Annotated in this window: 10 protein-coding genes and 1 pseudogene; 2 read left to right on the top strand and 9 right to left on the bottom strand. The window is 32.7% G+C overall.

Annotated features, from left to right (window positions below):
- Positions 1-276: 276 nt before the first annotated feature.
- Positions 277-495, top strand: a complete 219-nt coding sequence (locus tag OTJ99_RS02115) for a glycosyl hydrolase family 28-related protein (RefSeq protein ID WP_235374670.1) — start codon at positions 277-279, stop codon at positions 493-495.
- A gap of 64 nt (positions 496-559) precedes the next feature.
- Positions 560-1,243, top strand: a complete 684-nt coding sequence (locus OTJ99_RS02110) for a glycoside hydrolase family 28 protein (protein ID WP_235374671.1) — start codon at positions 560-562, stop codon at positions 1,241-1,243.
- Between the two features lie 586 nt (positions 1,244-1,829).
- On the opposite strand, the gene OTJ99_RS02105 is transcribed toward OTJ99_RS02110, so the two are convergent.
- The 9 genes and pseudogenes from OTJ99_RS02105 to OTJ99_RS02070 form a co-directional block, all read right to left on the bottom strand.
- Entirely contained in the window at positions 1,830-2,702 is an 873-nt protein-coding gene (locus OTJ99_RS02105; RefSeq protein WP_235374672.1) for a glycosyl hydrolase, read from the bottom strand.
- Between the two features lie 188 nt (positions 2,703-2,890).
- A complete protein-coding gene (locus OTJ99_RS02100) occupies positions 2,891-3,076 on the bottom strand; it encodes a hypothetical protein (RefSeq protein WP_235374673.1) in 186 nt (61 codons plus the stop codon).
- A gap of 981 nt (positions 3,077-4,057) precedes the next feature.
- Positions 4,058-4,633 (bottom strand): DUF3267 domain-containing protein, encoded by a 576-nt coding sequence (locus tag OTJ99_RS02095; RefSeq protein ID WP_045165427.1) that lies wholly within the window; start codon positions 4,631-4,633, stop codon positions 4,058-4,060.
- Between the two features lie 558 nt (positions 4,634-5,191).
- Positions 5,192-5,278 (bottom strand): annotated as a pseudogene (locus OTJ99_RS12965) (PIN domain-containing protein); the annotation flags it as partial.
- Positions 5,279-5,619: 341 nt separating this feature from the next.
- Complete coding sequence (locus OTJ99_RS02090; RefSeq protein ID WP_045165428.1) at positions 5,620-8,787, bottom strand: hypothetical protein; 3,168 nt, start codon at positions 8,785-8,787, stop codon at positions 5,620-5,622.
- Positions 8,788-8,826: 39 nt separating this feature from the next.
- Entirely contained in the window at positions 8,827-9,504 is a 678-nt protein-coding gene (locus OTJ99_RS02085) for an ABC transporter ATP-binding protein (protein ID WP_045165429.1), read from the bottom strand.
- A 29-nt stretch (positions 9,505-9,533) separates the two neighbouring features.
- Positions 9,534-10,730 carry an ABC transporter permease gene (locus tag OTJ99_RS02080; protein WP_045165430.1) on the bottom strand — a complete coding sequence of 399 codons (1,197 nt, stop codon included), beginning with the start codon at positions 10,728-10,730 and terminating at the stop codon, positions 9,534-9,536.
- Between the two features lie 21 nt (positions 10,731-10,751).
- Positions 10,752-12,353, bottom strand: a complete 1,602-nt coding sequence (locus tag OTJ99_RS02075) for an efflux RND transporter periplasmic adaptor subunit (protein ID WP_045165431.1) — start codon at positions 12,351-12,353, stop codon at positions 10,752-10,754.
- 80 nt (positions 12,354-12,433) lie between these two features.
- A complete protein-coding gene (locus tag OTJ99_RS02070) occupies positions 12,434-12,868 on the bottom strand; it encodes a hypothetical protein (protein ID WP_045165432.1) in 435 nt (144 codons plus the stop codon).
- Positions 12,869-13,260 lie beyond the last annotated feature (392 nt).

Genomic DNA, 13,260 nt, shown 5'->3' with positions numbered 1-13,260 from the left:
GTGTTTTTGAAAATGAAGTAATAAGTAAAAGATCAACCATGGTTTTTTACAGTGGTTCAAAATTTTGATATTTTAAACAAAAGTTAGTTTTTCCTCAAACCCTACAGGGCTTGCAAGAAGGGCTTTATGCCCTTCTTTTTCGTTTATTACAATGTGTTTAATCACTGTTATTTACAACCATCAAAATCTAACATTTTCTCAAAATTATTGAGAGGATTTTAGTGATTTTTAAGTTATTTTAAATGTTATGAACCTAAAGTAATAGGAGGTAAACTCTTGAGAATAATTGTAACTGACTTTGGAGCAAAACCAGATGGTGTAAGTTTCAGTACAGAAGCAATACAAAAGGCTATTGACACCTGTTTTGAAAATGGTTGTGGAGTGGTAGTTATACCTGCTGGAATTTATTTAAGCCGCCCTATAAGGTTAAAATCTAATGTAACCCTATATTTAGAAAGAAGAAGGTGCTGTAATCAAAGCAACCAACAATATTGAAGATTACCACCAAATTGGTCATTACCACAACGAATGGAGAGAGGTTACTTCCTTTTTATATGCGATGAACGAAAAGAACATAGCAGTTGAGGGAAAAGGTACAATTGACCTTTCTGGAAGCAGTTTTATGGATTTTTCAAGAGCATTTAATCAGTTTGAAGAGCTATCTCAACTTGACAAAGAGCAGTTTGAAGAGGTAGAATGCAAGCCAATTTGTAGACCAAATCAACCTATATTATTTTATAACTGTGAAAATATCAATTTAAGCGGTATTTCAATTATCGACTCACCTTGCTGGACAGTGTGTATTCATTCATCAAAATACATCAAGGTACACAACATAAGGATTATGAACAATCTCAGAGTCCCAAACAGCGATGGTATACATCTTTGCTCATGCGAAAATGTAGTAATCACAGATAGCTTCTTTACTTGCGGTGATGACTGTGTTGCTATATCTGGCATTACAAACTGGGACAAACCATGTGAAAATATAATTGTGTCAAACTGCATAATGCAAACACGCTCAGCAGCTGTGAGAATGGGACATTTAGATAGCAAAGTAAAGAATGTGGTTGCTTCAAATCTTATCATCCTTAATTCAAACAGAAGAATTGCAATATTTGCAAACGGCAAAAACGGATATGTCAAATCAGTTACAATCTCAAATGTCATTATGACAACAAAAATATTTGCTGGTACATGGTGGGGAAAGGGTGAACCAATTGTATTTGCCTCTCCTGAATAAGGCAATTTTATTGAAAATATATCTATTTCCAATGTAAAAGCTTATTCGGAAAATGGAATCTTAATCTATGGCAAAGATAATAATATACGAAATATCTCACTTAAAAGTATTGACATATACCTTAGCTTTGGCAAAAACAGACCACTTTTTGGCAAAAGAATTGATATTCTTCCAAGTCAATGTTCGCCTTTCCCTGATTACATGAATAAAATTCCATGGATTTTTGCAAAAGATGTTTTCAATCTTAAACTTCAAGATATAAACTATGGATACAATTTACAAAGCTTAAAAACTGATTTTGACATAGAGGGAATTTTTCAAAATGTAAATAACTCTTTCTTTTCTGGTATTAGAAAAGTATTTACTTAAAGTCAAAATTTTGAAATTTAAATTGAAACAAAATTTCAAGGCTGCCAGTTCACTCCAGAACATATGAAATGACCTCTTTCAAATGGCAGCCTTGAACTTTTTTTCTCATCTTCTAAATAAGTCGAATTTATCAAGTGTTATTACGTTAAGGGTGGTTATAAACCTTTCTCAGGTGTTCAAACGAATTTATCTTGCCGTCAGTTGTAAATCCACCCCATCAAGGCATAAACCAAAGCCAATAAGTCTTTGAACTTTGCAGTTTATCTGGGTCAGGAATTGGTCCGTTTTCTGTTAAAGCTATGGGTTTTTTAGCTTCTGTCAGCTCATAGACATAATTATACCAAAATGAAAGAGGACCATAGTTTTGGGCCGGGGCATAAAAGTCAACCCCTGCAACATCATAGTAGTCCATTTCTATTCTCCAATCAGGATGTGGTGCATTCCAAACCCATATGAGATTGTTTAATTTAAAGTGATTAGTATATACATCATACAAAAGATAGTAAAGCTTTTTGTAAGCATCAAACCCTTTTGCTCCCCACCAAAACCACCTGCCATCAGCCTCATGTAATGGCCTGAAAATAACTGGAACATCTGCATCTGCCATGATTCTCATCCACTTGCCAATTTTATATATGTCCTCCATCAGCAGTTTGTTTTCTTCAGTATTAGGGCAAAGAGCAACTTCAATATCAAAATCGGTGTTTTTTGTATAAAAAATCTTATCGTTGCCTCCTATTGGAGAAAACCAATGCCAGCAAAATGTCACAATTCCTCCTAACTCCTTGTGCCATTTAATTGCTTCTTCAACAGAGCCTTTATTTAAAATTACTTCAAACATTGCATCGTAGGTCATATTATTAGTAATGGTGTGCTTTGTATAACCCAGCAAATCAAAACCACGCAAAGCTGGTTTTTTGCCTGTTTGATATTCTAAATATGCAATTTCTGGTCCTGCTGCTGTGTTTGTGTGCTGGCCTGCAATAATTGCCTTGCTATAAATCTTTGAAAAATATTCCATCAATTTTTTGCATTTATCAGAGGCATTTTTGTTTGAAAGATCAAATGAAGGAACACTGTAATTTTGCAACTTATCTTCTTCAAGGTCAATTGCATATATGTGAGCTACTCCCCAGCCACCATAAATTTTGTTTTTTTTTGACCTTTTTCCAAGAAGGCCCTCCCAATCTTCATTTTTGAAACTTCACCCGATTCAGAATGCAATCTAATATCGCCATGACACAATCCATCTATATCTACGAGATAGACAGCTTTTGTTTACTTTTCTATTTTATAATTCAAATATAGATTGTAATAACCACTTTTTTCTATTTCTATGCAAAACTCAATTTCAAATCTGTCTGATTCAGGCAAAGCACTATAAACATCTTCCCCGCTGATATGTTCTTTCACAATTTTTACTCCATTTAACATTGCTTCTTCTATGTATTTGCTTATCTTCATAGCTACCCTATCATTCTTTCACAAAGACTCTCTTTGCAGTTTTTTTATCTTTTATTTCGTCAGCAGTATATCAAATACATCATAAATTAGCATGCAGAAATTTTAAAAAATATCTTAGGATTCTTTAAACACTTCATAAATACTGTTTAATCTGTTGATTAAAAGATTTTGATGGTCTGATAAATTCAATAAAAATTTTATAAACTTCAAGCACCAGATAAATCTTATTTTGCATGGGCAAATTTCCTGAGTGCTTGAAAATGAAAGGAAATTAAACTACATAGGTACTCAGAAATAAAATTTGAAGAAAATTTTGTAAATATTGTAAAATCATTTTATGCTTATATACTTACATTAAAGCAAAGAGAAAGGGGGCAAACAAAAGGACAAATGGGAAAATAAAAAGATTTATACCAAAGAGAAAGAAGATAAGTAAGATAAGCATGAAATGATAAGAATGAGCACAAATTGATGTAATAGCCTGCCGAGGAGGATACTTATGTACAAGAGTGTATTGGAGAGTTTGCGAAAGAACTAAGAGCTATATTTGTTGGAAAATATATAAGAGATTATAGCAACGATTTAGGTAGTTAAAATAGTATACATATATAACAACAAATACCAATCACCAGCTTCCCAGCAGGTAAGATGGAATAATACGGATACTAATATCATACACAGTGTGGACTTAAATAATCAATTTCCAGTTGCTTTTAAAAAAGTATTGCATTCGATATTGCAATTTAAAAAATTTTTTTAAAAACTTCTTTGACATTATACCGTCTGTTTTTACATTTTATTGTTTATCTTGGATATCTTTTTGTTTATATTTAGAATTGCTACCAAAGAAAGTCTATACTTTACACAAAATTACTTAAACTTTCGTGGTTACCGTTCATAACGTAATACCTGCCGAAACTCCAGTTGTCGCATTTCAAACAAAATTTGTTATACCTCATATAATTATCACAATTGTCCATCCTACTTTTCCAATACTTTCCAATATGTTTTTTCCTCACTATTTACCACAAGTCCTTCTTTGGGTACTTGTAATAGAATTAAAACGCAACTAAATATATCTACACATGAACCTAAAGCATTGAAAAGCACAATTAGCAATAACAAATCACTTTTAAAATCTAAAAATAACATAATTATGGTTGGAATAATTGAAAGTACAATAAATAGAGCAATATAAACTAATAAATATCTGTTTCTTTTCAAAACTCTGCTGTTATATGCATAAAAAATAAACATATCAGGCCAACATCCAATTACTGTATCTTTTGATAACAAACCACCATGATAACACAAAGCATGTATCATCTCATGAAGAGTTATCATTAGAAAATAGGCCAAAATGTATTCTACTCCAAATTTAGGTAAATTTATGCTTTTAAAATAATGCAAAATGAAAAAAATTAGTCCTACACAAATTAATCCTATTGGTAGAGTAACTATCTGGGTAACTGTTAAACTTTTTGGTTCTTTAAGTAAGTTACACCCTGATAAGTTAATATTTTTATTAATTGGTGGTTTGCCTACTCTAAATTTCATTTAACATTCACCTTGCTTTAATTTTTAGCTTCTTATACTAATTTTACTAGAATACCATTGTGGTATTACTATACATTATGTCTTGATTTTATAGAATTTTACGGATAAATGGAAATCAACGATTTATAACTATGTCCTTCATTGTGATATTATATGTGAAATACAATAAATTTGAAATTTAATTTTTTTCGCTATAATATAATCTTTTAATTTTAAACACATTGATATTTCTGACTACATGTAATTTATTTAGTAAAATTTTTTTAGACCATTTTCAACTAAATTTTGAGCTTAGAACACACTTTTCTTTAAATAGCTTAAAATTTCTTAAATTTTCTTGAGTTTATATCAAGGCCAAATTTGCAAATAGTTAAAATATATAGTTTGTTGAATAAAAGAAATAACCATATAGAGTAAATGTAGTAATAAAAGAAAAAAGCCCCATCGTATTATAATTTTGATCTTTAGAGAAAAGCTGCAACAAAACATAAGGGAAGATAAAAAATAAAGAACAGAACAACCAAGGAATGTAATCTATTTCAAATTGTCGCCATGTACTTAAAAACAAAAAGGATTTACAACTTTTATTTTTCCAAAATACTGACCAGAATTTAAATCTTCACTCCACATTATCGAACTCCTAAGTGCTTGTAAATCTTTCCCTTTAACCACCCCAACAATTTATTTTTTAGCCAAAAAACTGAAGGGTGAGCATTCAGAAAACTCACCCTCACTTTTGACAGATAAATATTATTACATTTTTCTGGTTTAAAATATTTGTATAAAAATTCTCTACTCGCATCAATTTTTATTTCCTTTTCCGTTAGTTTTATTAAACTATTTTTCCACTACTCTCTGACCCATTTCAATAACTGCCGCTTTTTGTGTTCTGATCATAATAATTAATTAATAATAATTTCAACTTTTTAATAAATATTTATCTCCAATCCTTCACTTTAGCTTTAAGTCAATAGAAATCTACTTTTTTACGGATTTACCATGCTCACAACTTTGCCATCGTAGCCTAAGATGAGGTACACTCTCTGACCAATTTTGAAGGTGTCAGAGAGAAGCACAGACGGGTCAAAATCTTCACTCACCTCATATGTCTTGTCCACAAGCTTTCCTGTTGTCAGGTCTACTGCACTTACAACAATTGACTTTGGTGTAAACCTTGTTGGCTGGTAGCTCTTGATATAACATTCAACCCTGTCATCTACAACAAGTATGAACTTATTACCACCCCAGATATCTGTCACAGCATAGACAACATCATTTTTCTGAATATAGCTGTAGTCCACAACATCCCCGTCTTTTATAACTTTACTGCTACCACTTATATCTAAATCACCTGCTTTTAAGGTCAGATATGTCTGCTCGTTTGCAAGGTATGGTTTGCTGTATACAGGGTCAAATACCACACAGTAGTCGTACCCTTTCTTTTGTGTTGATATTCCAAACACAAGCGATGTTGCCCTTTGCATCTTCTGCACAGCCACTGAGTAGTCAATCTTTGTGCCGCTATAGTAGTAGGTTATGTTCTGTGGCAAGTTCATCTCAACCTGTGTTCCGCCCCTGTCAACTGTTACTTTACTGCCAAGAGCGTACACAACTGTCATGCCATCTGTTGAGTTGAATTTTTTGTAGACAAGAGTTATTTGATTATCTGAATCAACATAAAGCCCGTATTTTGCGCCAAGCTCTAAGCTTGTGTTCTGGTTTGACGGCAGGGTCAAAATGCCCTTGTCTGTCAGAACTTCATTTTCTGCAAGACCTTTTGTTACCTTACTTGTGCCCATTACAATGACTTCCATGTATGTTCCATACTCATCATAATATGGGTCCTGGATGATTGCATACTCATAAGAACTTCCTGTCTGGTTGTAGCCAAAATAGATTTTCTGACCTGTTTTGAGAATGTTCTTTAGCTGGTCATAGCTGAGCTTATTTCCGTTGTAATAATATGTGGGTTTTTGAGGAAGAAACATGGTGTTTTCACTGCTTCCTTTTTTGATTTTTACGTTTGTATCGCTCACAACTGCAGTAATCTCTGCTGACTCGCTATTATTGAGCTTTTTCACAACCTTGGTGATTGTATCGTTTTTGATGTACACGCCATACTTTGCACCAACAGAAAGCTTTCCTGCAGATCTTCCCACAACATATATGCCCTTGTCAGTCAGAATCTCGTTTGTTGCAAGCTTACTTGATGAAACTGCATCTGCCATTACTATGACCTCTGTGTATGTGCCATACTCAAGAGAGTATGGGTCCTGAATTACAACATATTCATATGTCTTGCCGTCCTTTGCATAGCCAAAGTAGATTTTCTGACCCACTTTTAGTACATTCTTAAGCTCAGTATAGTTTGTTTTTGTACCATTGTAATAATAAACCGGCTTTTGAGGCAGAATTATGTTCTCCTGCCCCTGAGTACCTTTTAGCTTGACGTTAGTATCGCTAACAACATCTGTCACTTCATACCGCGCAGTGTTATTCAACTTCTTCACAACAAGGGTTATCTTATCATCTTTAACATAAAGTCTGTACTTTGCACCTATTTCAAGTTTTGTCTCGGCAGATGGAAGGTAAAAGATACCCTTGTCAGTCATAACCTGGTTGTTCTCAAGGCTTGAGTTTAAAAGTGCATCCTGCAAAACTATTGCCTCAATATAATTGCCGTACTGTGTGCCGTATGGGTCTTGAATAACATACGCCATAACCTTGCCTGTGTCAGTGTCTTTTGATACATAAAGTATCTGGTCTTCTTTTAAAATGTTTGGCAGATTTTCATAGCTCTGTTTTGTGCCCTGATAGTAATACACAGGTTTGCTTGTTAGCTGAATCTTCTGTGTCTTGCCGTTTTGATCAACATCAAGTGTGTAATCATCTATATTTTTGATTGTAAACTTGTCGGATACCCACACTTTTTGCAAAGCTTTTGTAATTGTATCATCTTTTATATACACTCCATATTTTGCTCCAATTTCAAGGTTTTCAGGTTTTATCGAAGATGCAACAAAATATATTCCCTTGTCTGTCTGAACCTGGTTTGCATCCAGTGCCGATGATGTTTTTGGGGTTGCCAAAATCAAAACCTCATCGTAGTTTCCATAAACCTCTTGTGCATATATGTCGGAAATTACAACAAAGTCTACTTTGCTTCTATCTTCAGAATAGATAAAGCTTATTTTCTGGTTTGGTTTTAGAACATTTTCAATTGCATCGTAGCTTTGTTTTGAGCCATTGTAATAGTATGTTGCCGAAGATGGCAAAGTTATTGATTTTGTCTTTCCACTTTCTTTGTAATATACAGTCTTTCCATCAACCTTTGTGCTGACAATCTGGAAAGAGTAGTTTTCTGTGCCAAACACTTTTGTGATTTTGTTGCTATCGACCTGAAGCATGTACTTTTTCCCAACTTCAAGTTGCGTTTTTGTTGCATTCACAAGCACTCCGCTGTCTGTCAAAACCTCATTTGGAAGAAGCTTTGATGATGTCTTGCCAGTATCAAGCACAACATACGATTTGTAAAGCCCAACATACTCAGAAAATTTTGTATTTGTATTTTTTACATTCGTTTCAAGCAGCCTATATAGCATAATGGCCAAATCGTATTTTGTAACTTTCTTCTTAGCCGACACATTTAAGCCTTTCAACAGTCCAAGTTCAGAAGCCTTTCTGATATAGTTATAAGGCCAAATACCCTCCAAATCTGAATCAGTATAATTTAGCATTTTTACCATTGCAGTTGCTGCATGAGAAAATGTAATTTCTTCAAATGGTCTAAATTTCCCATCTATTGAAATATTCAAATACTTATTTTTAACGGCCCAATTCACATAACCACAAAGTTCTGTATTAGATTTTACATCAATACAGTATGAAAATGGTTGTTGAACTAAAGTTTTTTCATCAACATTTGAAATTTTTGCAATAGCCCTAACAAACTCCTGACGAGTCACGTAACTGTTTGGCTTGAGATAATCTTTTGATGATACAACACCTATCTTAGACAACTTTTCCACTGCAAGCTTGTACATATCAGTCGATAAATATTCTTTTGTTTGTGCACTCACAGTTTTCATTATTAAAAGTTGAGTAATAACACAGATAACCAAAAATAAAAATCTGTGTATATTTTTATATTTCATTTTCTTATATCCCCCTTGCAAACAATAAATCTAAAAAATTTAAGCAATTCTTTTATCTTCTATAATTTTCCCATCATAAATTCTTACAATCCTTTTTGCCTGAGAGGCAATGTAATTGTCATGTGTAATTAACACCACAGTACAGCCTTGGCTATGAAGTTGTTTGAAAATTTGCATAATTTCTTCGCCAGATTTTGAATCTAAGTTTCCTGTCGGCTCATCAGCTAAAATTATTGAAGGATTTGTCACAATTGCTCTTGCAATGGCAACCCTCTGTTGCTGCCCACCAGATAGCTGTCGAGGTCTGTGATTTATCCTGTCAGAAAGTCCTACGCGTTCAAGTGCTTCTTTTGCAATCTTGTGTCTTTTTGATGCCGACATCCCTTTGTATATTAAAGGCAGTTCAACATTCTCAAGAGCAGTTAACTGTGGAATTAAATTAAACTGCTGAAATACAAAGCCTATTTTGCTGTTTCGAATCTCTGCAAGCTGATTGTCAGAGAGTTTACTTGCCTCATTTCCATCCAAAATATATCTTCCAGAAGTTGGTGTGTCAAGACAGCCTATTATATTCATCAATGTGGATTTTCCTGAACCAGAGGGTCCAAGAATTGCAACAAATTCGTTTTTTAATATTTTGAGGTTTACACTGTTTAAAGCATATAGATTAATATCACCCATTTTGTATATTTTGTAAATGTCATAAAGTTCAATCATTTTTTAAAACACCCCCTGGGATTAAATTATTACTCATATCTGAGAGCAACGATAGGATTAAGTCTTGAGGCTCTTTCTGCCGGTGCCCAACCAGCTAACAAACCAATAAGATAACATATTCCTATTGAAATTATAATCCATATTGGTGAAATAATGGCTTCCACTCCCAATACATCTGGTATAACTCCATATACAATCCCCAGTCCAAAAACAATTCCCACGAGACAACCAATAGTAGATATTAAGAATGACTCTATTAGAAATTGAAGTCTTATATCACTACTTTTTGCACCAACAGCTTTTCTAATTCCTATTTCTTTTGTTCTCTCAGTAACAGAGACTAAAATAATGTTCATAATGCCTATTCCGCTCACTATCAAAGATATAGCTGCAACGCCACCCAAAAGTCCACTCAACAGATATGAAATTGTTGTTATAGATTGAACAAGCTCTCTACCGTCAATAACTGCATAATCCTCTTTATTTAAACCTTTGTTTTGCAAATATTCCTCTAATAATTCCTTTATTTTGGGATTGTATATTGAGTTTATACTCTTTATGTAAAACATTTGTGAGGCTTTTTCAAGATTAAATATACTTTCACCAACTTTGTATGGAACAATAATGTTAATATCGTAATATGATGAGCCTATTGATATGTCTGTCATGCGTTTTTGTTTTGCAACAGTTCCTATAACTTCAAATTCCTCTCCCCCGATAAATAATTTTTTAAAAAGAACTCCATTTTTGCTATTAAATAATTTTTCTGCCTGATCATCAAAAACAATTGCAACCTTATTTAACTTCTCTTCATCTAAAACACTTAAAAATCTGCCTTTTACCAATTTTAAATTTTCAAGAATATATGAAGAGGGTTTTAAAAGAAGTACTTCACATTTATAATTTTTTCCATCAGATGATAATACCTCTGTGTAATAAGTTTTCCTTGGAGTTATTCCCACTATTAAATTTTGTTTGCTGTTGAGATATCCGGACATTTCACCTATATCAATGTCATAATGCAAAGCTAATATCAAACTATCAAGCCCACTCTCTTCTAATTGTTTTGAGACGCTAATACTAACCGATTGAACAAGTCCCACTGAAACTATTATTGCGCATATGCCAATTATTACCCCAAGTACACTCAGAAATGTTCTTGTTCTATTGTGAATTAAAGACTTAGCAGCAATTTTAAACGCCTCAAAAAACTTCACATATCCCATATTAAATATCACCCTCTGTTTTTACTTTATGTCTTTCTCATATGCCTGAGGCAATACTACTTCTTCTCCTTCTTTTAAGCCTTTTAAAATTTCTGCATACCTTTTGTTACTTTCACCAATGATAACCTCTCTCTTTTCTGCCTCGTTATAATAACTTTCTTTTGAACCATATTCATCAACAATCTTATCCTTTTCTGTTTTTTTAGTAATATTTTTTGTCTTTTGCTTTTTTACCCACACATAGTACTTACCATTTTCTTCTCTTAAAGCTTCCACAGGGATACAGAGTGCATTTTGCTTTATCAACACTTTTATCTGTGCTGTGGCATGCATTCCTCTTTTAATTCTGTCACTTTTAAACCCGATTTTAACTGGATAGAAGCTTATATTGGTATCCTTGCTCTCTTCAAGCGGTTTTGAACCTACCATTTCTACTGTGCTATTAATTATTTCTTGAACTCCTATTCTACCAGGAATTTTAAATTGTAACATTACTTTCTGACCTTTTTTGATCCTGTCAAGTTCAAGTTCTGATATTTTTGATTCAAATATCAAATTGTAAGGATTCCAAATAACAGCAAGTTTTTCACCTTCATTTAATATTTTGCCCTCAACAATATTAACGTCACTCACAATGCCATCCAATGTAGCTTTTATTACAAACCTGCTAAGTTCCTTTCTATATTCGCTTATTTCTTCTTCAATCTGCTCAATCTGTGTTTTCTTGTTTTCAATCTGTTCTGCAATCTTATCATCTGAAAGTTCAATTATTAACTGATTTTTATTTATTTGTGAAAATTTTGAGATATATATACTTTTTACAACACCATCTGTAGGTGACTTTATAACATCCTCTTCTGCTGTGATTATACCATCGTTCAAACTTCTAACTTTTTGCCCATTATATTCAAATATGCAAAATGCTCTTGCCTTTAAAGGTATACTCCTCTCCTTTAAGACTACTTCAACATCAAATGCTGGAAAACCATTTTCGTCTGTATAAAATACGGAACTTTTTGATCTTACATATCCTTTTATTTCTTGTCCAAACTCATGCAATATTATCTCAATTGGGTCCCCCTGCTTTATGTTTTTAAAAAGCCATTTGGGAAATGCTACTGTAAGGTATACCAAATCAATTTTGCTAACTTTGCAAATTGGGCTTCCTTTTGAAACTACATCTTTTTCTTTTACATATACTTCTAGAACCTGTCCTTCAAACGGAGAATACACTGAACATTCCTCAAGACTTTTGTACAAATTTTCCAAATCTTTATACAAACTTTGTTTTTCTCTTTCTTTTCTTTTTATTTCAAGTTTTATTTTCGTATCATCCAAAATTGCAATTAAATCGCCCTTTTTGACATAATTATTTTCTTTGATAAATACATTCTTAACTTTTGCAGTTACAGGTGAAAATATTGGTATTTCTTCAGAAGTAACCACACCCCTCAATGTCATTTCCTCGTCCAAATCCCTCTTAATAACTTTTACAACATTTTCATTTTGCATTTTTTCAGCCTGCTGTGTTTTTATGCTCTTTGTAAATACATTTACCACTATTAATATAACTATACAGACAATTACAAATACAAATAAAGATCTACCCTTTTTAAATCTCATTACAACTGCACCACCATATTAGTGTTCTATATTAATAATACACTGAAAAAAAAAGAAAGTCAATATATTAATTTATTTTTTCAAGATCTTTTTCTCAAAATTGCGCCTATCTTAAATCCTAAAAACGACAAGAGTGCTACTATTACAGAATAAAGCATAATACTTGATATTACATTGCCAAAGTTGTTTCCAAGATTAAGCTCCATGTTTTTTTGCATAGCTTCTTTGAGCAATCTCTGTTTTACATCTTCAGTTAAGATTACAGGTGTAAACATTGCAGAAATTATATTAATTATTATTACTGTAAAAATATTGATTGTTAAAATATTTAAAAGTTTTTTACCACCAAATATACCACTCAACAAACCTAAAAAAGCAACAACACCTATGACCGATAATCCCCACCCCCAGTACTCGCTCAGTGAAATATTTTCTTTTTTAAGAATCAAAAGTGTTCCAACACAGATTTCATACACAATTGCCAGAAATGCAAATATGTATACTGTCTTTTTCATTATTTATTTGCCCTCCTTGCAGATAGCTATCTTTCATTTATGATCCATTAATAAAGCACCCAATAAGTAAATACATAAACCTTCAGCTTAGGAATATTCTAAGGAAGTTAAACAAATTGTATCTACTGTAAAATTAATATTGAAATACTTATTAAAGAGGAGTACTGAAAAAGAATAAAAACGTAATTATTGAGACAGCTAAAAGAATGGTTCAAGAAGCAAGTATTAAATATATATTGCTTCCTGTGATGATCCTAATTGCTCAGCTCTAAAGCATCTACAAGTAAAACTTGCTCTATTACTTTATGTTGTCTGAAGTGTCAAGTACATCAATGGTTATTTTTGAGCATTCACTTGTCCGGACTTTGAAAGCTTTGAATTTTCCACTCACA

Source organism: Caldicellulosiruptor naganoensis, from assembly GCF_026914285.1.
Taxonomy (GTDB): Bacteria; Bacillota; Thermoanaerobacteria; order Caldicellulosiruptorales; family Caldicellulosiruptoraceae; genus Caldicellulosiruptor; species Caldicellulosiruptor naganoensis.
This window is presented reverse-complemented; position numbering and strand designations above follow the sequence as displayed.

Coding starts and splice junctions, on each gene's coding strand:
- OTJ99_RS02110 (WP_235374671.1), top strand. CDS start 560: ATGAACGAAAAGAACATAGCAGTTGAGGGAAAAGGTACAATTGACCTT.
- OTJ99_RS02100 (WP_235374673.1), bottom strand. CDS start 3,076: ATGAAGATAAGCAAATACATAGAAGAAGCAATGTTAAATGGAGTAAAA.
- OTJ99_RS02095 (WP_045165427.1), bottom strand. CDS start 4,633: ATGAAATTTAGAGTAGGCAAACCACCAATTAATAAAAATATTAACTTA.
- OTJ99_RS02090 (WP_045165428.1), bottom strand. CDS start 8,787: ATGAAATATAAAAATATACACAGATTTTTATTTTTGGTTATCTGTGTT.
- OTJ99_RS02085 (WP_045165429.1), bottom strand. CDS start 9,504: ATGATTGAACTTTATGACATTTACAAAATATACAAAATGGGTGATATT.
- OTJ99_RS02080 (WP_045165430.1), bottom strand. CDS start 10,730: ATGGGATATGTGAAGTTTTTTGAGGCGTTTAAAATTGCTGCTAAGTCT.
- OTJ99_RS02075 (WP_045165431.1), bottom strand. CDS start 12,353: ATGAGATTTAAAAAGGGTAGATCTTTATTTGTATTTGTAATTGTCTGT.
- OTJ99_RS02070 (WP_045165432.1), bottom strand. CDS start 12,868: ATGAAAAAGACAGTATACATATTTGCATTTCTGGCAATTGTGTATGAA.